Genomic DNA, 25771 nt, shown 5'->3' with positions numbered 1-25771 from the left:
TAACCTAAAACTCTTCTTCCTCTTCGTCGTAATCGCGCACAAAAAACACAATGTAGGCAAGCCATGTGGCTCCAAAGAAGATAAAGAAACAGTAAGAAAACCACCACAATTTGTTGAGCGGGTTATAGTCCAGCAACATGGAATCAAAAAATAAAGTCGCCAAAATTACCGACAGATAACACCACACAAACAAGGCCGCTAATTTGACTAACAAATCAAACGTCCCAACGATAAACCCTTTTTCTGCATACGGTCTTTTGATAAAAGTAAGTATCTTTTGCATAAGTTAATTCTAATCTCCAAAGTGTGTTTTGTCAAGTTACGGTTGCATGGCGGGATCCGTGGCATTGTAGCCAAAAGATTCGTTGCCCGTTAACAAATCATCATCCGTGAAATCTTCCGGCATGGAATAGGCCGAAGGATCGGGAAGAGAAACCGGATTGTTTTCCAACGCTTGGGCCTGGGCCAGTTCGGCGGGCGGAGTATCCGTCGGGTACGAGGGAGTTACCGGTTGCATATCGCCATACGCATCGGCAGGAGCGGCGGCCGGGGCCAGTTCTTGCGGTTGCGGGGCCACTTCCTTCATCACGCGTTTAGGCTTTTGCTGGCGGGCCGCATAGTTGCGTTGTTCTTCCAAAGCGGCATAAACAGCGGCCTGCTCCGGATCTACTTGCGGTTCTTCCAAAAGGGGTTCTTCCTGCGGTTGGGCAACTTGAGTTTCCCCTTCGGTCGTTTGCGCTACAGCGGGCTCCTGTGTTTTCGTTTCTTTTTTGGCAGGAGCAGGCTTAACGGGCGGCACGATTTCCGGCAGGGGGCGAGCCACTAATTCGTCAGGGTATTCTTCATCGCCGTAAGGGCTTACGATAGCGCGTTCCACCAGTTCGGTGTAGGAAGATGCATCAGTGGGGCGTTCGTAAATTTCCTCTTCTTGGGCAATGGCCGCCGGTTTGGAAGCATAGCGTTGCAAAATTTCTTTTTGGGTAGCCGTCGCGGGATAGGCAGGCTCGGCTTGGGCCACGGGGGCGGATACGGAAGCCGTTTCGGGCGTAATGGAAATAACGGCAGGCACAGGTACTTCGTTCGTCGCGGCAGGGGTATCCAAACGGCGCGGAGCGCGGGCTGTTTTTTCCTTTTTAGCGGACAACGCATCTTGTTCTTGGGCTTTAGAATCTTGTAAGATTTGTTTTTTCTCGGCGGCTTCCAAAGCCATGCGCTGTTGTTCGCTTAAAGTATCGTTGGTGAACACGGGAAATCGGCGGGTGTCCACAAAATCGTTGGAAACGGCTACTCCGTCTTTATCAAAATACATTTGTTTACGGGGTTTAGCGGTTTCGGCTTTTTCTTCCTGCGGTTTAGAAGAAGAAACCCCATAATAAACAAGTTCCGGCCCGGCAGGAGCGGGCGGTTCGGCTTCGGGGGTTAAACAATGGGCCACACGCTGACGGGTGGTAGCGTCCTGGTGGCGATCCACGCGGGTTTCGCAGGTGGATGCACAAACAGCCGGCAAAGCGGCCACAAATAACACAAAAAGAGAAGCGAAGGTTTTTTTCATATTTATCTCCGTATTTTAATGATAGTACATTTTGGGATTTTTTGCACGAATATTAAGGGAATATTTTTCCATAAAAAAACCCTCCGCTTGGGAGGGTAATAAAAAATGTCACCGGGTGGGCTCGAACCACCGACCTATTCCTTATGAGAGAATCGCTCTAACCAACTGAGCTACGGTGACTTAAATCTCGTACATTTATTATAGCAAAAGAAATATCTTTCGTGCAAACTTTTTATTCTTCTCGTCGGGGAAAGTTAATCTATCATGGAATAAATATTTAATTTTTCCGGTATTCCCCCCGCTTTTGCGGTATCAAAATCGGCCTGGGCTTTTTCGTTTTCGCCCATCTTCAGGTATACCGCACCGCGCGCGTTATATACATCTCCCGCCGGATAAAGGTTGAGGACGGAAGTGTAATCGGTAATGGCTTCCTGATAGTGGCCCAACATAAAGTTTACGCCCGCACGCGAAAAGAAAATCTCCGGCTTACGCTGATTTAAGCGTATGGCCAAATTTAGAATTTCGAGCGCGTTTTGATAATCGCCTTTGGCGGCCAATGTACTGGCGTAGGCCGTGTAAGCATCGGCTTGATAGGGATTTACCTTTAGAACATGCACAAAATCGGCTTCCGCCAAATCGTAATGACCCTGAAAAAAATGTACGCTTCCGCGCGAAGCGTAGGCTTCCAAATTATCGGGGTTTAATTCAATGGCGCGGTTGTAGTATTTCAACGCCTGTGCGGCTTTGCCGTCTTTGAAATAGCCGTCCGCCCGCAACAAACACTCGGTAGAAGTAGGCAAAGTAACACACCCCGCCATTAAACTTAAAAGCATTAACAAAATCGTTTTTTTCATCGTCAAATTATCCTCCAGTCCTAGAAAATTATACAATAAAAGTCCTAATTTTTTCTAGGTACAAATTTTTTTTGCATTGGGCCCAAAGACCCTTTTTTTTACCAGCGGCAATTGATATTCTAGTAATATAGAGAACATTTTGATTTTATCCTAAACCGCTACAGTCCCAAACCCTGCTGTGGCGGTTACCCCTTTTATACGGGATATTTTAGAAGGCCTTTCTTTTACACAAAAAACCGCCCGGTTTGTTTTTACCGGGCGGCTAACGGAAAAGTTAAGGCTTTTTTATTTGCGTTTTTTGACGGCTTTTTTAGCCCCGTTCTTTTTCCCAAACACCGGCACCGATTTTTTTACCGTTTTTTTAACGGTCTTTTTGACGGGTGCTTTTTTGGGAGAGGCCTTTTTGACGGCAACCTTTTTTGCGGGTTTCACCGTTTTTTTGGCGGCCTTCTTGGCAGGCTTTGCCGTTTTTTTGGAAGACGCTTTTTTAGCGGAGGTTTTTTCCTTTTGAGCGGAAAACTCCTTCCACCCTTCCAACGCCAAAGGCAACACTTCGTCGATGTGTTTTACGGGAATAAGGGTGAGTTCCTTGCGTACCCGTTGCGGAATTTCGGACACATCTTTTTCGTTGGTGTGCGGATAGAGAATCGTTTTGACCCCTTCGCGGTAGGCGGCGAGGAATTTTTCCTTAATACCGCCGACGGGAAGCACGCGCCCCGTAATGGTTACTTCGCCGGTCATGGCCAAGCGTTTCTTTACGGGAAGCCCCGTAAGCAAACTGGTCAACGCGGTGGTAATAACACTGCCGGCAGACGGGCCGTCTTTCGGCACAGCCCCTTCGGGGAAGTGGATATGGAAATCCAATTTATCAAAATCTAAGTCCGCTCCGTAACCGCGGCTGCGGGCATAAGTTAAAGCGGCACGCACGGATTCCTTCATCACATTTCCAAGCATACCCGTTAAAATAAGTTGCCCTTTGCCCGGCAATTTGGTGGCTTCGATAGACAAGGTTTCTCCGCCCACGCTCGTCCAGGCCAGGCCCGTAGCAATACCCACGCCGTTTTCTTCGGTGGCAAAGTTGGAATACTTGGGCACACCTAAAAATTCGTGCAGGTTTTCGCGCGTAACGGAAACTTTTTTCTTACCTTCCACCAACATCTTGGCGGCTTTACGGCACAAAGAACCGATTTCGCGGTCCAAGTTGCGTACGCCCGCTTCGCGCACATAATCGCGCATCAAAAGGGCGACCGCTTCGCGGGCTACTTCCAACTGACCCGGTTTTACACCGTGAATTTTCATTTGTTTAGGAAGCAAATAATTATCCACGATATCGTGCTTTTCGTATTCGGTGTAACCGTCGAAATCAATGATTTCCAAGCGGTCGCGCAAGGTGGTAGGAATATGCGACAACGAGTTGGCCGTCGTAATAAACATAACCTTGGATACATCAAACGGAACATCTAAAAAGTGATCGCTGAACTCTTTGTTTTGTTCAGGGTCCAATAGTTCCAATAAGGCCGCCGCCGGGTCTCCGCGCCAGTCCGAACCCATTTTGTCAATTTCGTCCAACAAAAACACAGGGTTGGAACTTTTGGCTTTGCTGATGCCTTGGATAATACGCCCCGGCATAGAACCGATATAGGTGCGACGGTGCCCGCGAATTTCGCTTTCGTCCCGCACGCCGCCCAAACTCATGCGCACAAATTTGCGCCCGATGGCACGCGCAATCGACTTGGCAAGCGAAGTTTTACCCACCCCCGGGGAACCGGCAAAGCAAAGCACCGGCCCGCGTAGGGAGTTTGTCAATTTGCTGACAGCCAAGTATTCCAAAATACGTTCTTTGGGTTTAGCAAGACCGAAGTGGTCTTCGTCCAAAATCTTTTTGGCTTCCTTTAAGTCCAGCACATCTTCGGTGGTTTTGTTCCACGGCATGTTGAGAAGCCAATCTAAATAAGTGCGCGAAACGGTAGCCTCGGGAGAGAAGGGCGCCATTTTGGCCAAACGATCCAATTCTTTTTGGGCGGCTTCTTTGGCGTGAGGAGGCAAACCGTTCTTTTTGATTTTGGCGCGCATATCGTCGAGTTCTTTTTGGAAGTCGTCCTTTTGGCTGAGTTCTTTTTGAATCGCTTTCATTTGTTCGTTCAAATAGTACTCTTTTTGGTTTTTTTCGATTTGCGCACGAACTTTGGAGTGGATTTTTTCTTCCAGTCCCAAAATTTCCACTTCACTGGTAATAAGTTTTAAGATTTTTTCCAGTCTGTCTTTGATGTGTACGGCTTCCAAAATTTCTTGGCGTTGGGCCGTTTTTACCACCATGTTGGAGGCTACGGTATCTACCAATTTGGAAGCATCGTTGATTTGACGCAGAAAAGACACCCCTTCCACCGCAATACGGCGGGATACACGGGCATAGTGGTCAAATTCATCAAGCACTTTACGCATCAAGGCTTGCACCACCGGGGAATTATCATCTTCTTCTTCGATATAATCGACGGTGGCAAACCAAGAGTTAGCCGCCAGGTTCATTTCCAGTTTATGCACTTGTGCGCGGGCCAATCCCTGAAGAAAAATCTTCATGGAGCCGTCCGGCATTTTCAGGTTTTGGGTAATTTGCGCAATCACACCGAAATGGTAAATATCCTGTTCGCGCGGATCATCAATATCCGCATTTTTTTGAGATACGGCCAAAATGTATTTTTCCGGCGTATTAAGTGCCAGTTCCACCGCGGCAACAGATTTTTCGCGGTCTACCGAAAGCGGCAGGCTCATCCCCGGGAACATTACCACATCGCGTATGGCAACAGCCGGCACTACCGTCGGTAAAGAAAGTGTAGTTTTTTTAATTTCTTCCATTATTTTACCCTCTTTCGTATGGGCTCTTTTACTTCCAAGCCCGGTATTACTTATGTATATTGTATCAAATCGTTCTAAAATTAGCAAGAAATTAAAAAGAGTGCTAATTTTAATTTAACAATAAAAAAACTTCCAAGCCTGTTGGCCCGGAAGCAACTTTTAAATCGTATTGTTTTTATTCCGCCCGAATCGGCACTTTCGTGCCCGTATAGCAAGAACCGACAGAAGTAGTCGGGCCTTTGTTTGCCCGGCAAAATTCTCCGAATTTGGCCGAAAACTGTTCTGTCCACAAGCAACAAAATACGCCGGGATTGGTTTTATTGCGGCTCGGGATAGAATAAAAGATAGCCCCTTTACCATATCCGCCACCCAATTTGGTATTCCACGCGGCGATGGAAGCAGTTCCCCGGGGTTGCTTGAGGTTGGGCCACAAAGAACTTTCGCCCCCGGTTGCATTGACGAGTTCATATTGCCAATCGCCCTGCGGAACGGAAATATCCAAGTCTTCCAAAGCGGTAGGCCAAGTACCGTTAGCCAAATAATACGCTTCCATACCTTGGCGAATAACCCGGAACCCATTAAACACATCACCTATGCGGGACTTATATACCGCTTTTTGGTATTGAGGTAGCGCCACGGCAGATAAGATACCAATGATTAGCACTACGACTAAAAGTTCTATCAAAGTAAAACCCTTTTTCATCAAATCTCCGTAATTTGGAAAGTTACAGATAGAAATAGTATATAGGTAAAAAGAGAAACATTCAAGCCTTGTATATAAAAGGAGGCAATTTTTTCTTTTGCCTCCTTTTTATCTCAAACAAAGACTATTTTTTCAGTTCCAACACTTCGTCGATCAATCCGTATTCTTTGGCTTCTTGAGCGGACATATAATAGTTGCGTTCGCTGTCTTGACGGATTTTTTCCTTATCTTGGCCGGTGTGTTTGGCTAAGATATCAAGCAAGTGTTCTTTGCTGTCGCGCAGTTCGCGGGCTTCAATTTCGATATCCGTTACTTGACCGGAAATCCCCCCGCCCCAAATGAGGGGTTGGTGAATCATAATGCGGGAATGCGGCAGCGCATAGCGGCGCCCTTTGGAACCGGCGGCCAACAACACGGCGCCGAAACTCATGGCCTGGCCCATACAAATGGTAGTAATGGGGGCTTTGATAAATTGCATGGTATCGTAGATGGCAAGGCCGGCCGTTACCAAACCGCCGGGAGAGTTGATGTAGAGGTTGATTTCCCGGTTGGAGTCTTCCGCGTCCAAGTACAAAAGTTGGGCAATAATCATATTGGCACTGGCGGTGTCCACCTCGCCTTCGCGGCCGCCTACAAAGATGATGCGATCTTTAAGCAGACGGGAAAAAATATCATAACCGACGTTTTTTTCAATAATAGTAGGTATAATCATATTGTATATTGTAGTACATTTTGAACGAAAAGGGCCCATAATTTTTATAGGTCTTTTTTCTACGGCAATTAGGTCTAAAGACTTATTGGTTTTTAGCGGTTTATTTATTATGATTATAGTAAGAAGGACATTTTATAGGAGGATTTATGAACCTGAAAAAACTAGTTATCACCGTCGTAGCCGCCTTAACCGCTACTATGGCTTTTGCACAAAGCCCTATTAGTGAAGAACAAATTATTCAAACGGAAACCCAACAAGCCGTTGGTGTTTTCTTTCAAGAATTTTCCCAACGCATAACGGACAAAAAAACCACCGCTTCCGATAAAGACATTATTCAAGCGATGGAAAATCATGTGGCTGATCCCTTGAAACGCTTGGGATCCTTTTTGGTAAAAATTCAAAATGAAGAAGAAGTTTCCGATGAAGAATTAGAAGCCACCTTGGTACCGATTGAAAATGCTTTAGAAGCGGGCTTGAATACCTTAACCGAAACGATTATTCAATCCTTGGATTTCAACAAAATTAACGAAGCCGGCCCGGAACAACTCCAAAGAACAGTTGCGTTGTTGATTGGTATGGGACAATTAGATTTAGATACAAAACTTAACTATATCCAACTTACTCCCAACAATATCAGCCAAGAAATCGTTAAACTCTCTGCCTTCATGACTTCTTTGGGCTACTTGACTGAAACCGGCAAATTAACCGAAGAAGAAGTTTCCCTTATCTCCACCGTCTTGATGGGTGGTCTTACGGGAGAAGAAGGTTTTTAAATTTTAAATTAGGGTAAATATATGAAAAGAATTACTTTAGTTTTAGTTTTATTGTTAGTGGCCTGTGTAACCGTTAAGGCCCAACTGGTATCCCCCGCTCTTCCGGTCGGAGTAGTGCGTGCCGTAGCTCAAAAAGCAATGGAAGCCAAGAAAAAAGCCGATGAAGCCAAAAAAGCGGTTTGCCATGCGTGTGGGCAAGAAATTACCCATGCAGGACAACACTGTTCTGCAAAAAATCATACGGGTTTATGTTCGCCTACCCCTGAACAAGAAGGCGTAGTATATACAAATGCCAACATTACCCACTGCCCCAAATGCGGAGAAAAATTAACCATTGACGACGAAAGATTCCATGGTTGCAAACATTATTGCAAACAAACCAAAGAAGAGAAATCCTATTGTTACAGATGTGGGGAAGAAATCGTTGAAGACCACCAACACTGCAGTGCCACCGGCCATGTTGCCCTCTGCTCTGCCACCCCGGAAGAAGATGATAGCACGGAAGTAGAAATGCCGGCCACTCATTGCAATAAATGCGGTGCTGAGTTAACCGTTGATGAAAGATTCCATGGTGTACCCCATACCTGCCCGCAAGCAAATGCAGAAGAAAAAGCTCCCGTTTGCCACAGATGCGGCCAAGCCATTACCGAACCCGGACAACACTGCGATGCTACCCACGGAATCGGTCTTTGCTCTGCCACCCCGGTAGCAAAAGATAACACGGAAGTTAAAATGCCCGCCACCCATTGTGATAAATGCGGTGCTGAGTTAACCGTTGATAAAAGATTCCACGGCGTACCCCATACCTGCAAAAAATAATCCTTCTTAATACATAAATCTTCCCTCCCCGCCCAAACGGACGGGGAGTTTTCTTTTGTTAAATAACCGCCAACAGACACATTATCGGGGAACCGCTATGTACAGGAGTTTATCCTAAGAGGGCACTTGCCCCTTTCCCGTACATATAAGAGGATACCCCCCTTTTACTTGCTACTCCAATGCTCTCCATACATACAAAAAAGCCCCGCAGGTTTAAGACTGCGGGGCTTTAGAAATGCAAAAAGAATTATTCGCGGCCGGCCCATCGCCAGAAATTATCTTCAAAATTGGCGATTGTTCCGTAACGGTAGGCTTTTCCCAGTGCTTTTTCTACCGAGTAAGGCTCGTAAACCGTTTTACCTTTTGAATCTTTTACCAAAAACCCGGTAGAAGGATCGCGCACGGCTTCGCCTTGGGACAAAAGACGCGTAAACTGTTCAAATTGCATACGGTTGGAAGGAGAAGCCCCCCCAGCCGGATTCAACAGGAAACGCACCATTGTGTAGGCTTGAAAATACCAATCTTGTGTTTTTCCGCGTCCTTCGGCCGCCTCTAAGGAACCTTCCTGCATAAAGGCTTCAAACGAGGTAAAATAAACGGGTTTACCGGCTCGTTTGGAAGTAAGGCGTTTGCCTTTGGAAGGGCCGAACATGGAGGTGGAACCGAAGCTGGCTACCTGACCGGAGGGGTCACGCTGGAAATTAAGGGTCTTAAAATCTTGTGCCCACGGGCCACCCTTCATGCCGTTATAGGCTTGGTCTTCCAGTAAAACAGCCAAACCTTCGTCCAGCCAAGTAGGTGTCATAATACGCCCGGTTTTATGTTTATCAAAAAATTGCTGTGTAAAAATGTGGGTAAGTTCGTGGGTAAAAACTTCTTTTAATTCTTGGTTTTTGCCCGGCTCGTCATATACCACAATTTCTCCGCGGGTAGGATACGCAAGCGCGCGCGTCCAAGCTTTGGCATTGGGCTCGTGGCGCAGGTAAGATTGGTGGTCTTGGTACACAAACACACGCACCCGACCGGACATCATCCACGGAATAAATCTCCGCAAGGTTTGGTAAGAAGACTCAAAAGTCATGGACATATTGGAAGAACTGATGCCCGAAGAACGTTTTTGCGTGTAGATATCAAAATGAGTGCTTTTACTGGCTTGCCAAGTAACCCCGGGGCGGAAGGCATTGGGGTTAAATTTCTTGTTGGGCGCGGGAACTTTGTTCGGTTTATTTTGGGCGGCAGACGGCGGGATATACCGATCAGCCGCGGCCATGGCCTCGCGCGATTTTTCCAACATACGAACCGCATATTCCAATTCCGCATCGGCGGCGGCCTCTTCGGCAGAATCTTCTTCCGGTTCGGCGGCAGGAACCTGTTGGGAAGGAGGCAAAAGGGAATTAGAACGCTCGATATCCTTCTCTAACGGCGTAGGAGTAGGCTTTTTTGCCTTTTTTTGGCCCGCCTCGCGTTTTTGTTTGGCTTGTTCTACCCGTTTAGCCGCCTCGGGTGAAAGTTGCTTTTTAACGGGTTCTACGGTCGTTTGCACACTTTGCACCGAACCGCCCATTTCAAGGGGCATATCCAATGTGTTCGGGGTCGAAACAACCGCACGAACCGCAGAGGCGGCAGAAGCGGACGCGGAAGCAGGCGAAACAGCAGGTTGTGTAGTGGCAGGAGAAGGCTTAGCGGAAGAAGCCGGCGCATTTTCGGCCACACCGGCTACTTGACCGGAAGACTGTAAAGATTGTTTTAATAAATCAATATTGGACTGCGGAGCCTCCACCGCGGTAGAAACCCGAATAGAAGAAGATACCCCGGGTGCGGCGGACTTACGCTGAGCAAAGGAAGAAACCGCCAATCCACTTAAAAGCACAAGCAGGAGATACTTTCTCATACAAATCCCTATAAGTGGGCAAGAGAGGAGTTGGTAGGAATTTTGTATTCCAATCTGCAGCGGCCGTCAGGAAGATTTTCGATAAATTCAGCCTCCACACCGTTTTCACAAGTATAACTTTTCACCTGTTTTGCGGCAGCACAGACAGAAATAGCACCGTTCCCGTCCGGGTCGGCCCCGTCCGCGCAGTGCATAATGCAGGCTTGCATATCACGCGCATAGGCTTCGGGACTTTTGAGCGTCCAGAAGGTGTTTACTTCTGCCATACAAGCATTGATGTAAAGTTGGGAGGACACGGAACGGCGCGTTTGGCGGGCACCGGAAGTGCGGGATAAACTGGCACGCAACAACATGGTAGCCATACCGGCAAGCACTACCGTAATTAACAAAACTTGAAGCAAAGCGGCACCTTTTTGATTTTTTAGCATAACCCCTCCTAATTCATACTAAAACCGTTACGGACAACCAAATCTTCCTGAATTACATCATTTACTACAGGATTACTGGGAAGTTCCGTGATAATATTTACATAAATAACAGAACCTAAATCTCTTCTGACGGAATTAGAAACTGTAGGAATATATCTCGGCCCGATATACGGAACAGGATATTCACTGGAAGACGGAATATATTTTACATTACTTAAAATTTCTTCTCCGCCGCTACTGGGGCAATTCGGCTCGCCCACAGAAACAGAATAACTGGCATAGGGTACTTCATAACGATAAATGGAGCCGCCGTCTTTCGATCCGCTCGGCACTACCGTAGCGCCGGAAGTGGTTTTTGTAATGCTCCCGGGTTGGAAACAGTACAACACAACTGTAGGAGCGTTGTCACCTACTTGTTGCCCGCGCAAATCTACATTTTGCCCTAATGCAAGAAGCGGCACCTGAGAGGTTCCGCCGGAAACTTCTCCGCTCTTGTAAAGCACGCGGGTGGTATTCTGCACATCTAGACGCATCATACGCATAAAAAGGGATAAGTTGTTGCGCATCATCACTTTGCTGCGCCCAATCCCGGATTCACGGGAGGCTGCCGTCGTCAAAGAAGCAAGCGCCACCCCGATGATGCCAACAATCATCACCGCAAGCAAAATTTCCGTAAGCGTAAAACCTTTTTTATTCATCATAAAGTAAACCCGTTGCAAGTAATGGAAAATTCAATTTTTCTTACCGGAGCAGTAGAAACCCCCGCAGAACCACCGGCCACCATGCCTACCATTTCATATCCATAAGCAGATGTAGTCGTATAAGAATTAGCATAACTACGCTCCGCCACGGAAACCGTATTGCTGGTAACACTATAGGTAAACGAAGAATTAGAAACATCGCAAATAGCCGGAAGCATACATTTAATGTCATGAGTGGTGTTGGAAAGAGGATTACTATCGACCACCCGATTCACACTCGCATTTCCGCAAAGGCCGTTAGCTAAAGAAAATTCAACCCCCCTGGCTGATTGTATTTCAGACGCATACATTTGCAGTTGCTCGTGTGCGCGTTCCACCGCCCACACCATTTCCTCACGGATATCCGGGCTGGAGGCTTGACGGGATATGGAAAGGAGTACCCCGAACGTCCCCGAGGCCACCAACGCCAAAAGACCCAAAGAAATCAAGCCTTCCAAAATGGTTACGCCTTTTCTTTTGCGAAAAATACGCTTCAAAAGTTTTTTCATAAACACCCCTAATCTAAGTTATCCAAAGCACGCATATTGTGATCCACATAAATGTGGTATCCGCCTACGGCTTTATCATTATTATTAAATTTAGAACCGGCCGCTTTACCCGCTCCATACGCCACTACATACGGTTTTACCGTAGAAGTAAATTCCGACACCGAACAAAAAGAACTCTGTCCCGAGGGAGACAGCGTCGGGTTACAAGTGCAGAAATGGTACGGCAAAGAGGCAAAATCTTTAAAAGACAAATACCCGCAAGCAAACAGTTGTTCCAGATCCGCCGCTGTGGTGACATTTTTATTGGGAATCCCGGTAGCGGAATCTAAATTACAATCACTTGCTTGAGTAAGAATAAGCTGATTACCCGTCGTATCAGTAGGGTTAAAACAGGCAGATTCCACCAAGCGCCCTCTACTGGATTGATAAAAAGAACGCATGGATTCAGCCAATTTTTTGGCCGCCGCTTTGGCTTGGGAGTTTTTCATTTCGTAACGAACCGTACGAAACACAGGGACGGACATAGATACAATCACCGCCACTACCATCACTACTGCCAACATTTCCATTAACGTAAAACCTTTCTTCATAAGAATTCCTTTTTAACTGGCACTGCTTAAACGTTCTTTCGGCCCGGTAATTTCACCGATGCAATATAAGTAACCTTCGTACTGCTCAGGAATTTTTTTATTCAATGTAGAGCTTGTTTGTAAACAAGCCAAAGCATCATCCATCAGCTCACGACAAACCGAGGGCGGATTATTTTTGCGGCACGGAACGATGTCAAAATATTCCGTGTTCCAATTTCCTTCTTCTAAGTAACCGCAGTTAACCAAATCTTGCGCATTGGTGGAAGCACCGGGATTTTCGGGACAAGTTCCTCTTTTAGTATTAAGGATAGCACCGCTCATACTGGATCCCGGATAATCCATATCAAAACGTTGGAAGGCGTTGGCCACCGTTTCGGTACGAGCCTTGGCTTCTGCCAAACGCGTTTCAAAAATACTGTTGCGGTAAGAAATGGTAGCATACATGGCAAGCGTACCAATAATGGTGGCCGCAATTAACAGTTCCAACAATGTAAAACCTTTTTTATTACGCATAGAATTTCCCTCTATTTATAAGTATTGCAAGCATTTGGGCGCTTGTCAAGGCGCTTAGTTGCTTTGCGTAATGGAGCCGTCTTTATGATACCGGGCCCACTGATAGTTCGTGGAACTGGTATTACGGGTACAAGCAACTACAGTGGAATCTCCCCCGCAACAATAAGAGGAAGACGAAGTAGTTTGCGGACACAAGAAAAAAGTATATCCCTTAAAAGTGCTCCCGGAAGTAAACGGAATAGGAGCCAAATACTTGCGCGTAAACATGGCGGCTCCCATAGCAGCATTAGTCGTAAGGGAAGACAAATCCCCTTCTTGGGTATTTTTTTGCCAAGAATAAGCCAACTGCACGGCAGTCGTGGAATAAGGGAAAGTTTTGACGGCAACGTCGTTAGATATACAGTCAATTTTCAAATCTTGGCGGAAGGTACGCACAGCATTTCCCAAATCCATCAGCACCCCTTGGGCCGCCAAATAGCGGTTGCGTTCCTGGCTTTTTTTATAAGCCGGAACGCCAAACGCCGCCACAGATACGGCAATGACAACAACAATTAAAACTTCCAGTAGAGTAAAACCCTTGTTAGATTCTCTCATACAATCTCCTTATTGTCCGCCGATTTGGGAAAGTTTGAAAATCGGCAAGAAGATGGACGCTACAATAATACCGATTAACGAACCGATACCGCAAATAAGAATCGGGTCGATTACTGCGGAGAAACGCGCAATAAACTGATCTACGTTATCGGCATAGAACTTGGAAAGCGTCGCAACAATGCTGGGCAATTTACCGGACTCTTCACCCATCAGCATCATTTCCGTCATCAACCCCGGGAAAACCCCCGTGGCACGGAAAGATTCGGAAATAGATTTACCGGCCGCCACTTCGGCACGTACATGTTTAAGCGCATTTTGAATAATGACATTGCTATCAAAAGATTCTTCCAATACCAAAATAGCGTTCAAAATGGTTACACCGCTTCTTAACAAAGTGGACATGGTAGAAAGCATGCGGTCGTAGTAAATGTTCTTCAAAAAGTTTCCAAAGAGCGGCATGGAAATGAGGAACGAGTGCCAGCGTTTTTTACCGTCAGTCGTTTTGATATAGAAACGGAAACCGACGATAGCCCCGATCGTACCTACAATAAGCAGTACCGCATGGTTAATAAGCAAGCTGGAAACATTGAGTACCAAAACGGTAATCAACGGCAGTTCGATGTTAAAATCTTTGAAGATTTGGGCGAAGGTCGGTACGATCCCGACAATGAAGTACACAAGTACGCCCACGGAAGCAAAACCCAACACCGCCGGATAGGTAATAGCGGTAATAATTTTACCCTTCATACCTTCCTGCGTCTTGGTGTAGAGAGCCACCTGCATCAAAGTATCGGCCAACTGACCGCCCACTTCCCCGGCTTGTACCAAGGACAACCAAATATGGCTGAAGGTTTTGGGATGCTGAGAAAGGGCCGTATGTAAGGACTGACCGCCGGCAATATCTTTAGCAACTTGGGAAAGAACAACCCCCAAGTTCGGGTTAGAAGCATATTCCCCTAACAACGAAACCGCACGCACGAGCGGAACACCGCCCGCGATAAGCGTGGAAAGTTGTTCGGCAAAGAAGGCAAGCACGTGGCCGGGTACTTTCCCCCCACGCTTGCGGGGAGAAGATCCACCCCCGCCACCAAACAAACCGCCGCCGGTGCCTTCTTTTACATCAAGCACCAGGTAGCCTTTATTCTGCAAGGCTAAAATCACTTTTTCTCTGTTGTCCGCTTGGATAGAACCTTTTAGAGTTTTACCGTTCGCGTCCCTTACTGTATATGTATATTTTTGCATAAACCCTCTTCTTACTAACTAAAATTATTCGTCGTCCGACGTAGTAATACTCAAGATTTCATCAATAGTTGTCTGCCCGCGGATTACTTTGCGCCAACCGTTTGCGCGCAAGTTAAGCGCCCCGGAGCGGACAGCCGCTTGTTTAAGGGCCACCAAATCCTGCGTTTTATAAATGATGTTACGCATTTCTTCGGACATACGGTACACTTCGTAAATAGCACGACGACCGCTAAACCCGGTACCGAAACAACGCGGACAACCTACTGATTTGAAAAAAGTCCAGGAGTTTTGATCGCGCGGATTTAAATGCCCTTCTTTAATAATACGGGCCAAAGTGGCCGGATCCGGGATATGCGGCACTTTGCAATACGGGCAAAGCATACGCACCAAACGCTGCGCCGCCACCAAGGCTAACGAACTGGCTAACAGGAAGGGTTCCATGCCCATGTCAATCAAACGGGGAATAGCACCCAACGCTTCGTTGGTGTGCAAGGTGGAAAGCACCAAGTGACCGGTCAACGCGGCTTTCAAGCACGCTTCGGCCGTTTCGTTATCGCGGACTTCCCCCACCAGAATAACATCAGGATCCTGACGAAGGAAGGAGCGAAGCCCCGCCGCAAAGGTCAGCCCGATATTGGCTTTTACCTGCACTTGGCTGATACCGTCCAATTTGTATTCTACCGGGTCTTCCAAGGTCATAAAGTTGAGTTCCGGAGATTTAATGGTGGTAAGTACCGCGTTTAAGGTAGTAGATTTACCGGAACCGGTAGGCCCCGTCAAGAAAATAAGACCGTGCGGTAAGTTGGAAGCCTCCAAGAAGGCTTTTTTCTGTTCCGGTTCGAAACCGAGTTTATCTACCGTCATGTTTCCCGTCCCTCTGTCGAGTACGCGGAGCACGAGTTTTTCCCCATATACGGCGGGACAGACAGACACACGGACTTCGATGGAACGGTTTTGATAACGGATGGTAAAACTTCCGTCCTGCGGCAAACGCTTTTCAGCGATGTCTAATTTGGACAAAATTTTAATACGTGAAATAATGGCGTTTACAGATTCCTTCGCCGGGGCGGAACGCTCGTACAAAGAACCGTCAATGCGGAAACGCAACGAAACGCGTTCGTCAAACATTTCCAAGTGAATATCGGAAGTATGCTCGGCAATGGCCTGGCGCAAAATGGCGTTTACCTGTTTTACATACGGGGAAGAGTTGGCATTTATTTTATCCAAGTCCAAGTAACCGGAAACATCTACATCGTCGTCGGTTCCTTCGGCAGATCCGGCAGCTTCGCCTTTGGCGGCTTCGTTCATGACTTCTTCCAAAAGGTTTTTATTGGAATAGAACGCATCCAACACATTTAACATTTGGCTCTTACTGGCCAAGAAGGGCTGCACTTGCTTGCCGGACATCATTTTAATGTTTTCAAGCAAGAATACGTTGGTGGGATCCAATACGGCTACAGCCAGTTCGTCCTCTTCCACGAACAAGGGGATAACCATATTTTCACGCGCAAATTTTTCGGGAATAATTTCCTGCAGGTTTTGTTCCTTTTCGGGAACCAAAATTCCATTTTCTCTAGAAGCGTAGGGAACCGCAAAATGTTTAGAAAGCGCAGCCGTTACTTGTTCTTCGGTCGCGAAACCAAATTTTACGATGGCTTCCGCCACGGTTACGTTATTCTGTTTGGAAAAGAGCTGAACGCGCTTTACTTGTTCTGCGTCCAAAATACCCGATTCCATTAAAATTTCTGTCAACTGTTTTGCCATTTCCTAATCCTCTTAAACCCTTGTATTATACGCTACGTGCCTGTCCCCGTTTGAAGCCGGGGACAGGGCACATTTTACAAAATAAACTACTGTTATTCCGCCAAGATGGTCGGTGTGATGAAGATAACCAAGTCGGTGGTGCTTTTAGATTTCGTTTTGCTGGTGAACAACCAACCAAGTATCGGAATATCACCCAAAAGCGGAACTTTGCGGGTTTGATCCGTTTCGCGGGAAGTCAACAACCCACCGATAACCACGGTTTGACCGTTTTTCACACGAACGAGCGTGGAAGCGGCACGCGTGGTGGTGTCTTTGGAGTAGTCGAAGCCGGAGCTGACTACATCGGAGTAAGAAGGTTGCACGTAAAGGGTTACATACCCTTCGCGGTTTACCTGCGGAGTAACTTGCAAGGTAAGACCTACGCGTTTTCTTTCCGCAGAAGTGGTGGTCATACCTTCACCGGAACCACTGCCGGATTGGCTCATGGTTTGACCGACGGTCGCATCGGTAGAGGTGGTGATGGTAGCCGTTTTGTTGTTTAAGGTTACCACTTTCGGTTTACCTAAGTATTTGGCTTCACCGCGGGTAAGCAAACTTTTGAGCACGATGTTGAAAGCAGAGAAGTCCAACAAACCGCCTTCATCTTCGCCCTCATCGCTGGAAGAAGAAGAAGAGGAACTGCTGCCGGAATCGCCGCCCATGCCACCGTTGCTGTTTAATTGTTCTTTGGTCGGGAAAATGTAGTTCCAACCTTTTACACCTTGGCCTTTGATGTATTCGTAGTCCACTTTGCGTTTGGGACCGGTCATCGCAACCATGGTGCCGCCGTCGCCGCCGTATTCAAAACCGAGGCTTAAACCGCTGGTTTTGCTGACTTCGACGATTTGGGCTTCAATCAAAATTTGCGGAGGTTTGATATCCAATTCGGCCAAGATGTTTTCCACTTGCGGGAATACTTCGGCCACGTCCGTAATGATGAGTTTGTTGGTGCGGGGATCAATCGCAATACGGCCCACGGGAGAAAGCATGCTTTTAACGATAGCAGTAATTTCCGCACCGCCGCTGTAAGAATCCGTACCGCCGGCACCACCGGCACCCATACCGCCCATACCACCACCGGCAGACATATCGGCAGAACCGGAGGAAGAAGAACCACCGCCGGTAGATACATCTTGCGGCATAATGCTGTTAAGTTCGCTAGAAGCGGAACCAATGCCTTGCAAGGAAATGTAGCTAAGCGTATAGATCTTGGTGATCGTATCCGGAGCATCGTTGGAGCGTTTGGTTACTACGTAACTGTCGCTCTTACCAATGCGCTGATAAGCAAGACCATGAACACGAAGCAACGTATCCAACGCCTCACGCACAGACACGCGAGTCAAAGAGGCGGTAACTTTTTTATTCGCGAATTCTTCGCTCATAATGAAGTTAATTTTAGCCTGCGTGGTAATACTGTTCAAGAAAGCCGATATCGGTACATTGGAAACACGAATGGATACCGTGCGATCCAACGGGGAAGAAACTTCCGTTTCTTTGTACAGATCGGTTTCACCGGACAATTTTACCGTTGTTTTTTCGGTGACGGCAATGGTGTTGTCGCTGGGAAGGGTTTGGGTTTGGGCAAAAGCCGTGGAACCTACTCCAAGCACAGCCACACCTGCCAACACAACTGCTAAACGATTTATCATCTATCCTCCTGTGAATTACCTAAATGTGAAACTATTACTTCATTCTACGAACAAATTTATGCCCTTTATAAGAGAATACCACTTCATCGGGGCGAACTTCAACAATCTTAGCACCCAACACGCGGTTGCCGATTGTATATACTTTACTGCCAATGAACACTTCCTTCCCGATAATACCACCGATATGAATACGGTGGCGTACTTCGCGGGTGGGATCTTTCAAGCGGGCCAATTCCAGTTGACGCAAGCGTTCGGCTTCTTCGCGTCTTCTTCTTTCTTCGGCCTCAGCACGCTCGCGGGCCGCTCTTTCGGCTGCCAAGCGTTGCTGTTCACGATACTGCAAAATCAAGAAATCGTCCGGAGACAACATCGGGTCGCGGCGCGTAATCGGGTTGAATACCACACGCGGCGCTTCCACCGGCTGTGCATTTTCCGCTACGGGTTCGCGCGGAGCCACTGCCCCTTCGCCGGGGGTATTGTCCGTATTCGCCGTAGCAACGGCAATATCGGCTTCCAAGGCCGCATTTCCGGTTTGTCCTTTTGCAACAGGAGCTTTCGCAGGAGAAACCGATACTTCTGCCTGAGCATCTAACGCTTTTTTGGCTTCGGGAGCCACCGTGCCGGTTAAATTAGCATTAGCGGAGGCTTTTCTTCTACGGGAAGAACGGCGTGCTCTCTTTTTGGCAGGAGCCGGTTTGGGAGCAGGCACAACTTCCGCAACAGGAGCAGGAGCCACTTCTACCGGGGCCGGTGCAGCAGCAACGGCAACTTCCGTTTCTTCCGCGATTTCAAAAGCGGGCATTTCCGGAGCGACGGCTTGCTGAGCCGATACAAACGGAGCGGCTAACAAACCCGTAAGAATTAACATGGATAGTTTTCTCATGATTTATTTACCCCCCTTTTTGGCAGCTTCTTCTTCCTGCATCTCTTTTACAAGTTTATCATAATCTTTGAACAAGTTCTTGGCAATTTTCTCTTTCGGGAAAATCGTATTAAATTTTAAGGAAATTTTATTTTTTCCTAAATTTTCCGGGGCACTATCTTTATCGATAGAAACCTCCGTTACTTTTAGAAAATCCTTTCTGTTTTCAATACGGGCCAAAAATTCGGCAAAGGAAAGAAAGTCCATTTCCGTGCTGGCACCCAACGAAGTAATCACATAAGTGGCATTGCTGGTATCTTCGGTTTGGTTATTTTCTACTTGGGGTGTTAAATTTTCTGCTTTGAAAATTTCCAAGATTTTGGTAACCAAGTATTCGTTCTTGCCGGAAATATCCGGGAAACGCGGCTCCAATCTAATCAGTTTGCGTTTGTTGGTTTCATATTCACGCTCATTGGTTTGTTGGAGACGGATGGCTTCCATTTGCCCTCTCAAATTATTCTCTTTTTCCAGGAATTTACCGGTTAAAAATTTGAAGGCAAAGAATACCAACACCACAGCCACCAATTGTTTGGCAAACAACTTAAAGTTGCCTTCTTGGGCTACGGTTTGAATATCCTGGAAACCTTTTTTAAGGTTTTCCACGTGTTTATTATTCTTTAGATTAGCGGCCATAGGTGCGACCTCCTTCATTGGAAGAGCAGTTCAACACGAAGGTTGTTTGCTTTAACGCATTTTGATCTTTATCATCATCATCACCGCCGGAAGAAGTATTTCCTCCACCGCCGCCGGCAGTACCGGCAAAAGTTTTGAAGCGCACGGCTTCTTCTTTGTTAGCACAAACGGCTTGAAACAACGGTTTGGCTAATAAGTCATCTTTGAAGCGGTTGGCTAAAGCAATATCCGCGCGACCGTCCTTCCCGGTTTCAATAGCCCCTTCCATCACGATACTGCGGGTTTCGCCGCTACCTTTGGCAGGGAACTGATCCGAATAGGAAAATTTGGTAATCCAGATACCTTGCGGAATCGTATCCACCAACTCCACCAGCAACGGAGTAATTACTTTATCGTAAGAATCCATCGCTTGTAAGTTCGAGTTTTGGGTTTTCATTTTTTCCAAATTGGCCTGGATTTGACTGGCCGTCAATCCCGCAAAATCGGCAATCGTTTGGGTATTGGTAGCCTGCACCTGGCGAAGTTCTTTTTCCGCCTTCTTTACACCCAAGAAATTTTTACCGATTAAAAGCAAAAGGATGACAACAGCCACAGCGGCCACTTTCCACGCGGTCAAACTGGCGTTAAATTCATATTCACTTAAGCGGTTTCCTTTGGTAAAGTCGATATCCGGCGTTTTATGGTCATAGAACTTGATGCTTCCGCCAATAGCGGAAATTTCCCCGGCAGAGCGGGTATCGATGCCATACACTTCGCTTAAATTCCATTTACGAACGGGCTTTTTGGAGTCGGCTTCCAAAGCAGGAATCCATTGATCCACTTCATGCCCGACGATGACGGCTTCTTCAAACGGGTCTTTTTCCAACTGCTTGGCAATAAATTCCGTGCAGTTAGTAATTTCGAAACGGCGGCGTTCGGCCGGTAAAGAACCGGAAATTTCCACATCGCGTAAAAGAACAGGGGCGTTTTCGTTTAAGAAAACGAAACTGGCCATATCTTTACCGAAGAAGGAGTAAATCCGTCCGCCTTGACCGACGGCTTCTTTATCGCTGTCGTTAAACGCACGTCCCATCGAAAGGCTGGAAGGTTCCACGGAAATCAATTCCAAACCGATAGATTTAAGGCCTTTTTGTAAGCGTTCGATAATGAGTTTGGTGGTCAAAGCAAACACCACGCCCAAGCGTTTTTGCTTGGTAGCGGCGGTTTCAAATTCATATACATGGTAGGCGTATTCTGCTTTTTCAAACGGGAAATGAATATACTTACGCGCTTGGAGCGGAATAGAACTTTTCCACATTTTCCGTTCAATGGCAGCCGGAATTACAAAGTGACGAAGCAAGCAGAAGGCCGGAGCCAAACTGATTACCACGCGATTTGTTTTCCATTTTTTACGGGTGATTACTTTTTTAAGCGTTTCCACCCAGTTGTCCATGGAGAAAAAAGTCTCGTTCAAATCAAGCGGTTTTAAGTTGCTTTTATCCACAGAGTGAATCGGCACACGCACCAAAGATTCCAAAACGATACCACTATCTTTCTTGGAAGTTTGGGCCACATAAATTTCATCAAGACCGATATACACACCCAAGCAATCCGGGTGGGTATTCATATTTTGGCCAATTAGCGTTTCTGAAAGATTCATATTATTTATATCCCCTTAAATTAATTGGCATTATATTCTTCGTACGGCATATCATACGGATTGTTTACCGGTTGTTGCGGTAACGGAGCCATCGCATCGTTCATGGCGTACGGGTCAGCCCCTAACGGATCCATCAAGTCTTGCGGCGTGGCATCGGTAGCCGGGGCCACATTGGCTAACGGATCGGCAGTTACTTCCGTAGAAGCAGTTACGGCAACCGGTTCAGCCGCAGGTTCTTCAACGGTAACGGCTTTCATCGTGCGACCGGGTTTTACCCACAAGCGAGCGGTTTTGTAATCGCATTTGGGGCAGATATCGTCGGCAGATTCTTTTTTAGCCGAACAAGAACCGGTGGAACAAGAAGAGGTTTTCTGTTCCGAGCATTTTACTACTACACGGCGGCGCAAAGTTTGTTTTTCGCCTTTCAAATCCGTCGCGGTTAATACTAAGGTATATTTACCGCAAGGAAGTTCCGGCCCGATGATGCCTTTGCGGCCGTTCCATAAAATTTGGTGATAAACGGGCGAAAAGCCTTCCAACTGACGAACGACATAAAATTTACCGTCGCGTCCGTGTTGTACCACTTGTAACATCCAGTTATCGATAGGGCTAATGGTTTCCAATACGGAAAAATCGATAGCAAACGCTTCACCCAAAGAACGATCAATCGCGTGGCACAACGGAACAACGGCCATGCTAAGAAGCGGGGCTTTTTCGTTCTTTTCGTTTTTCTCTAAATTAGTGGGTAATTTGGCGGTGTAATCAAACACGATGGAAAGACCGTGTAAGTTGGCAAACTGAGCCGGCGGTTCTTCGTCCACCAAACCCATATTGTAGTGCAGTTTCCCTTCGGAAATACCGCGGTTAATTAAATAAGAATTCAACGCCATCGCTTGACGGATACCGGGCAAAGTTACATCGTCCGTGTAAGAACCGGGAGGCAAAATGGTATAACCGGCTCCTTGAGTAAGAGCCAAAAGTTCATAAATGTTATTGAGTAAGGGCAAGGATTCGGTGCGGAATTTGCTACCGTCAAAAATTACTTCGGGGTCAATATCCAACGCATCGGGTTGGTTATCGCGGAAATACAAATGCACGCCTTCGGTCGCGTTAATTTTTTGGATAGCGGCTTCGGTCATGCTGGCGATTTTTTGGCGTGTGTAAATTTCACGCGCTTCCACTGCGTCCGGAGTCGTCAAATCTACAAAAGTAGAAGTGGCCGTTTCGGCGGGCGCGGCAGAGGTGGTCAACACCCCTTCCTGCCGCGGCGTTCCGGCCGCGGAGGATTGGGCAGCATCTAAAACGGAAGAGGTTTGTTGTTCTACGGCCTTCAAATCGTCTTTGGCGGTTTGAGTCAGGCCGGCATCACCGACGGTAGCCGCAACGGTGGCGGCTTCCAAAGCGGCTTCGTTTACATCAGCGGCTTTTTGCAAAGCGTCTTGGCGGTTGGATTCGGCACGGTCCAACGCAGCTTGGCGTTGTGCTTCGATGCGTTCCGTTAAGGCTTGTTGTTGCGCATCTACGGCTTCCAACACTTCTTGTTGTTTTGCCAAGGCAGCAGCTTCGGCCTGTTCCTTAGCCGCTTGGGCTTTGGCAGCAGCTTCGGCAGCGGCGGCTTCGGCCTGTTGTTGGGCTTCCACGATGGCAGCTTCGGTCACTTCATCCAAAGATTTTACTTCCCCTTCTTTGAAGTGAACATCAACTTCCACGGGAGTTTGAATCCCACCAATGCGGTTGTGAATCAATTCCACATATTTGTTGGCTTCGGCTACTTGTTCTTTATTTCCACTGACAAGAACCTCAATGAAATAATCCATAGCCTCTTCGGTTTTGTTTTTCTCGTATAGAGAAATACCTTTTGCCAATTGCTTAGCAGGGCTGGCAGCAAAAACAAAATTTCCGCTTACCAACGAAAAGCAAAAAAGAAAAACAACCAAATAATTGAAGTATTTATTTGTTTTTATCATTCGGTAATCCTATCCCTTACTGTGTACCGTCCTACATCTTTGCAATAACACAGATACTAGAATTATAGCAATTTAGCGCGCTTTGTAAAGAGACTTTTTTTTATTTTTTTCACGCGCGTACGATTTGAAGATGTTTTTTACTTATTTTTTCACCGAAATTGCCTTCATGCGCGCCAACGCCACGGCATTTTGCGGATAGTAAAAAAGGGCATCTTCCAAACAGCGTTTGGCATTTTCCACATCTTCCGCCTTGTAAAACAAGGTGGAAAGGGCCAGGTTGGCCCACAAATCGTCCGGATATTCCCGCAGGACACTTTCCAACACTTCCTTGGCTTTAATATCGTTTCCGGATAAAGAAAGCACCCGTGCCAGCAAAATTTGTCCGTTCGTATCTTGCGGATAAGTGGATATATAATCTTCGATATCCGCACGCAAGCGTTGCTGATAGTAGGGCGACATTTTGGCAAATTTATCTGCCTTGTCGCTGTGGCGTTGCAAACGAGCGGCTTGAGCGATAACGGCGGGTCTATCCAAAGATCCGCTGGGATACAACGCTTCCAAGCGTTTTAGCAGTTCCTTGTCCAAGGTATCCACCGTCAGTCCGCGTTTGTAGGTGTTTTTGGCATATTCGGTTTCCCCGAGTTTGCTATAAATTTCCCCCGCCACGCGCCACAGACCCGTCTCGTAGGGGAAAAGGGTCAACCCGCGCTCCATTAACGCCAAGGCGTCCGCATCGGCGTAAATAACATCTTCGTAAAGGAGTTCGCTTAAGAGGCTGTAGGCTTGCAGATTGTACGGATGCAAACGCAAATTTTCCATTAAATAGCGAACGGCTTTTTTATTATCCTTGGCTCCTAATGCGGCCAAAGCGGCATGGAAATAAACTTCTTCGTAATACGATGCGGCGGAAATAGTTTTTTCAAAGGTAGCCAAGGCTTCCTTGTATTTTCCGTCGGCAAGAAGAACATTACCCAAACGGAAACCCGCCTCGGTGTTGGCCGGGTAAAGATTCAGCGAAGCGGATAAATTTTCCACAGCGGCCGAATAATCTTTTTCCGCCACATTTTTTTGCCCGGCAAAAGAACGGTATTCACTTTCAAACCAGAGTCCCTGCCAAAAAATAATGGCTACGCTTACACCCAAAATCGCCAAGGCAACCGTTTTGGTAACGGGGTTAGCGGTAATAGGAACCCGGCGCTCTTCCTTCCCCACACCGCTTACTTCCGCCCCGACGATCCACCAAAACAGAAACGCCGGTACAACGGCATGCAGAGAAATATTTAACATATTGTCCGCCAGCATACCCAAAATACCGCAGAATAAGGCTTGCAGAAGTTGTTTTTTATCCCCCTCTTTTTTGTGAGCGGCAAAATCGCGCACTTCCAAAAAGAGAACCATAAACATGAACAGGAAAAGCCCCAACCCCACAATACCGCCTTGTGCCAACTGGAAGAAAAGTTCGTTATGCGGCGCGTGCGTGAGGGTTTTTAATTCGCGCAAATTGGGATGGCGCAACAAAGTTTTGGGTTGGTTTTGTTCAAATGCCATTTGGAAATTTCCAAGTCCGCTTCCCAAGACGGGTTGGCTAAGAAAAATTTCTTTGGAAACATCCCACATAAACAAACGCTGGTGGAGCGATTGGAAGATGTTTTTTCTATCTACTTTCAATGTAATATTGGAGGGCGTTACCTGCGTTAGTTCCACCGCGCGTTTGGCTACCGGGCTGGGCGCATCTTCTCCGTCCCAATACACGGAACCCCAGCCTACGCCCACGGCAAGAAGAGCAAGTAAAAAGACGCGGCCTTTGCGGCTCCAAATAAGCGAACGCAACGTGCCGAACATCCACATCATAAAAAGTCCGCAGGCGGCCCCTATCCAGCAAGAACGCGCCAACCCGAAGGACAAGAATAAAATATAAACCAACACCAATAGGCCGTAAACAAATAAATCTTTTTTACTGTTGGTACGCATATAGTAAACAAGCAAAGCAGGCAATAACATCACAACGGCAGAAGACAGAAAGTTCGGATTGCCGAAAGTAGAAAACGCTTTGGTAGCAAACTGGTTGATTTCAAACGGCCATAAAAACTCTAACCCGAGCGCCTGAATCACCCCGTAACAACAGGCCAAAAATACGGCTACGAACATGAGTACCAAAATATTTTCCTGCGTTAATTTTTTCAACACCCGTACGCCCAAAAAGATACCCAAAAGCCACATAAAAAGGGCATACCAATCGAAAATATGCGAAAACAATCCCTCGCCGGAAAGATTGGTTTTAAGAGCCGGGAATAAAAGCCACAAACCGCCCCATACCAAGAACAACAAAATATAGTTGGTTTTGCTTTCAATCATGCCGGAAAAAACCACATTTTTACTGATTAT

General features: G+C 46.9%; 22 protein-coding genes, 1 tRNA gene and 1 pseudogene. 2 read left to right on the top strand and 22 right to left on the bottom strand.

The window, feature by feature from the left end:
• Positions 1 to 4: 4 nt before the first annotated feature.
• The 7 genes and pseudogenes from E7027_03640 to E7027_03610 form a co-directional block, all read right to left on the bottom strand.
• Complete coding sequence (locus E7027_03640; protein ID MBE6421208.1) at positions 5 to 283, bottom strand: hypothetical protein; 279 nt, start codon at positions 281 to 283, stop codon at positions 5 to 7.
• A 36-nt stretch (positions 284 to 319) separates the two neighbouring features.
• Positions 320 to 1552, bottom strand: coding sequence for a hypothetical protein (locus tag E7027_03635; GenBank protein MBE6421207.1), 1233 nt, complete (start codon positions 1550 to 1552; stop codon positions 320 to 322).
• Between the two features lie 106 nt (positions 1553 to 1658).
• A tRNA-Met gene (locus tag E7027_03630) sits at positions 1659 to 1732 on the bottom strand.
• Positions 1733 to 1806: 74 nt separating this feature from the next.
• Positions 1807 to 2406 (bottom strand): tetratricopeptide repeat protein, encoded by a 600-nt coding sequence (locus E7027_03625; protein ID MBE6421206.1) that lies wholly within the window; start codon positions 2404 to 2406, stop codon positions 1807 to 1809.
• Positions 2407 to 2691: 285 nt separating this feature from the next.
• Positions 2692 to 5259, bottom strand: coding sequence for an endopeptidase La (gene lon, locus E7027_03620; protein ID MBE6421205.1), 2568 nt, complete (start codon positions 5257 to 5259; stop codon positions 2692 to 2694).
• A gap of 595 nt (positions 5260 to 5854) precedes the next feature.
• Positions 5855 to 5962 (bottom strand): annotated as a pseudogene (locus E7027_03615) (prepilin-type N-terminal cleavage/methylation domain-containing protein).
• A gap of 124 nt (positions 5963 to 6086) precedes the next feature.
• A complete protein-coding gene (locus E7027_03610) occupies positions 6087 to 6674 on the bottom strand; it encodes an ATP-dependent Clp protease proteolytic subunit (GenBank protein ID MBE6421204.1) in 588 nt (195 codons plus the stop codon).
• 146 nt (positions 6675 to 6820) lie between these two features.
• Between E7027_03610 and E7027_03605 the strand changes: the two genes are divergently transcribed.
• Both E7027_03605 and E7027_03600 read left to right on the top strand, forming a co-directional pair.
• Positions 6821 to 7447 carry a hypothetical protein gene (locus E7027_03605; GenBank protein MBE6421203.1) on the top strand — a complete coding sequence of 209 codons (627 nt, stop codon included), beginning with the start codon at positions 6821 to 6823 and terminating at the stop codon, positions 7445 to 7447.
• A gap of 21 nt (positions 7448 to 7468) precedes the next feature.
• Positions 7469 to 8266 carry a hypothetical protein gene (locus tag E7027_03600; GenBank protein MBE6421202.1) on the top strand — a complete coding sequence of 266 codons (798 nt, stop codon included), beginning with the start codon at positions 7469 to 7471 and terminating at the stop codon, positions 8264 to 8266.
• A 247-nt stretch (positions 8267 to 8513) separates the two neighbouring features.
• Here E7027_03600 and E7027_03595 read toward each other — a convergent pair whose 3' ends face one another.
• From E7027_03595 to E7027_03525, 15 genes are all read right to left on the bottom strand, one after another.
• Positions 8514 to 10157, bottom strand: coding sequence for a hypothetical protein (locus tag E7027_03595; protein ID MBE6421201.1), 1644 nt, complete (start codon positions 10155 to 10157; stop codon positions 8514 to 8516).
• Between the two features lie 8 nt (positions 10158 to 10165).
• Positions 10166 to 10585: a hypothetical protein gene (locus E7027_03590; GenBank protein ID MBE6421200.1), complete on the bottom strand. Its 420-nt coding sequence runs from the start codon at positions 10583 to 10585 to the stop codon at positions 10166 to 10168.
• 8 nt (positions 10586 to 10593) lie between these two features.
• On the bottom strand, positions 10594 to 11286 hold the full coding sequence (locus tag E7027_03585; GenBank protein MBE6421199.1) for a type II secretion system protein: 693 nt from the start codon (positions 11284 to 11286) through the stop codon (positions 10594 to 10596).
• Positions 11283 to 11834 (bottom strand): hypothetical protein, encoded by a 552-nt coding sequence (locus E7027_03580; protein MBE6421198.1) that lies wholly within the window; start codon positions 11832 to 11834, stop codon positions 11283 to 11285. Before E7027_03580 ends, E7027_03585 begins: the two co-directional genes overlap by 4 nt.
• Positions 11835 to 11842: 8 nt before the next feature.
• Complete coding sequence (locus E7027_03575; protein ID MBE6421197.1) at positions 11843 to 12424, bottom strand: prepilin-type N-terminal cleavage/methylation domain-containing protein; 582 nt, start codon at positions 12422 to 12424, stop codon at positions 11843 to 11845.
• A gap of 12 nt (positions 12425 to 12436) precedes the next feature.
• The gene (locus E7027_03570; protein ID MBE6421196.1) at positions 12437 to 12937 is read right to left on the bottom strand and encodes a prepilin-type N-terminal cleavage/methylation domain-containing protein; all 501 of its coding nucleotides are present in this window, start codon (positions 12935 to 12937) and stop codon (positions 12437 to 12439) included.
• 54 nt (positions 12938 to 12991) lie between these two features.
• Entirely contained in the window at positions 12992 to 13531 is a 540-nt protein-coding gene (locus E7027_03565; protein ID MBE6421195.1) for a prepilin-type N-terminal cleavage/methylation domain-containing protein, read from the bottom strand.
• Between the two features lie 9 nt (positions 13532 to 13540).
• Entirely contained in the window at positions 13541 to 14773 is a 1233-nt protein-coding gene (locus E7027_03560) for a type II secretion system F family protein (protein ID MBE6421194.1), read from the bottom strand.
• Between the two features lie 24 nt (positions 14774 to 14797).
• The gene (locus E7027_03555) at positions 14798 to 16537 is read right to left on the bottom strand and encodes a type II secretion system protein GspE (protein MBE6421193.1); all 1740 of its coding nucleotides are present in this window, start codon (positions 16535 to 16537) and stop codon (positions 14798 to 14800) included.
• 92 nt (positions 16538 to 16629) lie between these two features.
• Positions 16630 to 18225 carry a hypothetical protein gene (locus E7027_03550; protein MBE6421192.1) on the bottom strand — a complete coding sequence of 532 codons (1596 nt, stop codon included), beginning with the start codon at positions 18223 to 18225 and terminating at the stop codon, positions 16630 to 16632.
• A gap of 34 nt (positions 18226 to 18259) precedes the next feature.
• On the bottom strand, positions 18260 to 19108 hold the full coding sequence (locus tag E7027_03545) for a hypothetical protein (GenBank protein ID MBE6421191.1): 849 nt from the start codon (positions 19106 to 19108) through the stop codon (positions 18260 to 18262).
• Between the two features lie 3 nt (positions 19109 to 19111).
• On the bottom strand, positions 19112 to 19780 hold the full coding sequence (locus tag E7027_03540) for a hypothetical protein (GenBank protein MBE6421190.1): 669 nt from the start codon (positions 19778 to 19780) through the stop codon (positions 19112 to 19114).
• Complete coding sequence (locus E7027_03535; GenBank protein ID MBE6421189.1) at positions 19770 to 21386, bottom strand: hypothetical protein; 1617 nt, start codon at positions 21384 to 21386, stop codon at positions 19770 to 19772. Before E7027_03535 ends, E7027_03540 begins: the two co-directional genes overlap by 11 nt.
• Before the next feature lie 53 nt (positions 21387 to 21439).
• Positions 21440 to 23386, bottom strand: coding sequence for a hypothetical protein (locus E7027_03530; protein ID MBE6421188.1), 1947 nt, complete (start codon positions 23384 to 23386; stop codon positions 21440 to 21442).
• A gap of 141 nt (positions 23387 to 23527) precedes the next feature.
• Positions 23528 to 25741, bottom strand: coding sequence for a tetratricopeptide repeat protein (locus E7027_03525; protein ID MBE6421187.1), 2214 nt, complete (start codon positions 25739 to 25741; stop codon positions 23528 to 23530).
• Positions 25742 to 25771 lie beyond the last annotated feature (30 nt).

The organism is Elusimicrobium sp. (assembly GCA_015062115.1).
GTDB lineage: Bacteria > Elusimicrobiota > Elusimicrobia > Elusimicrobiales > Elusimicrobiaceae > Avelusimicrobium.
This window is presented reverse-complemented; position numbering and strand designations above follow the sequence as displayed.

Coding starts and splice junctions, on each gene's coding strand:
- E7027_03605 (MBE6421203.1), top strand. CDS start 6,821: ATGAACCTGAAAAAACTAGTTATCACCGTCGTAGCCGCCTTAACCGCT.
- E7027_03610 (MBE6421204.1), bottom strand. CDS start 6,674: ATGATTATACCTACTATTATTGAAAAAAACGTCGGTTATGATATTTTT.
- lon (MBE6421205.1), bottom strand. CDS start 5,259: ATGGAAGAAATTAAAAAAACTACACTTTCTTTACCGACGGTAGTGCCG.
- E7027_03530 (MBE6421188.1), bottom strand. CDS start 23,386: ATGATAAAAACAAATAAATACTTCAATTATTTGGTTGTTTTTCTTTTT.
- E7027_03595 (MBE6421201.1), bottom strand. CDS start 10,157: ATGAGAAAGTATCTCCTGCTTGTGCTTTTAAGTGGATTGGCGGTTTCT.
- E7027_03590 (MBE6421200.1), bottom strand. CDS start 10,585: ATGCTAAAAAATCAAAAAGGTGCCGCTTTGCTTCAAGTTTTGTTAATT.
- E7027_03575 (MBE6421197.1), bottom strand. CDS start 12,424: ATGAAGAAAGGTTTTACGTTAATGGAAATGTTGGCAGTAGTGATGGTA.
- E7027_03560 (MBE6421194.1), bottom strand. CDS start 14,773: ATGCAAAAATATACATATACAGTAAGGGACGCGAACGGTAAAACTCTA.
- E7027_03540 (MBE6421190.1), bottom strand. CDS start 19,780: ATGGCCGCTAATCTAAAGAATAATAAACACGTGGAAAACCTTAAAAAA.
- E7027_03535 (MBE6421189.1), bottom strand. CDS start 21,386: ATGAATACCCACCCGGATTGCTTGGGTGTGTATATCGGTCTTGATGAA.
- E7027_03565 (MBE6421195.1), bottom strand. CDS start 13,531: ATGAGAGAATCTAACAAGGGTTTTACTCTACTGGAAGTTTTAATTGTT.
- E7027_03555 (MBE6421193.1), bottom strand. CDS start 16,537: ATGGCAAAACAGTTGACAGAAATTTTAATGGAATCGGGTATTTTGGAC.
- E7027_03585 (MBE6421199.1), bottom strand. CDS start 11,286: ATGATGAATAAAAAAGGTTTTACGCTTACGGAAATTTTGCTTGCGGTG.
- E7027_03640 (MBE6421208.1), bottom strand. CDS start 283: ATGCAAAAGATACTTACTTTTATCAAAAGACCGTATGCAGAAAAAGGG.
- E7027_03600 (MBE6421202.1), top strand. CDS start 7,469: ATGAAAAGAATTACTTTAGTTTTAGTTTTATTGTTAGTGGCCTGTGTA.
- E7027_03570 (MBE6421196.1), bottom strand. CDS start 12,937: ATGCGTAATAAAAAAGGTTTTACATTGTTGGAACTGTTAATTGCGGCC.
- E7027_03580 (MBE6421198.1), bottom strand. CDS start 11,834: ATGAAAAAACTTTTGAAGCGTATTTTTCGCAAAAGAAAAGGCGTAACC.
- E7027_03525 (MBE6421187.1), bottom strand. CDS start 25,741: ATGATTGAAAGCAAAACCAACTATATTTTGTTGTTCTTGGTATGGGGC.
- E7027_03625 (MBE6421206.1), bottom strand. CDS start 2,406: ATGAAAAAAACGATTTTGTTAATGCTTTTAAGTTTAATGGCGGGGTGT.
- E7027_03545 (MBE6421191.1), bottom strand. CDS start 19,108: ATGAGAAAACTATCCATGTTAATTCTTACGGGTTTGTTAGCCGCTCCG.
- E7027_03550 (MBE6421192.1), bottom strand. CDS start 18,225: ATGATAAATCGTTTAGCAGTTGTGTTGGCAGGTGTGGCTGTGCTTGGA.
- E7027_03635 (MBE6421207.1), bottom strand. CDS start 1,552: ATGAAAAAAACCTTCGCTTCTCTTTTTGTGTTATTTGTGGCCGCTTTG.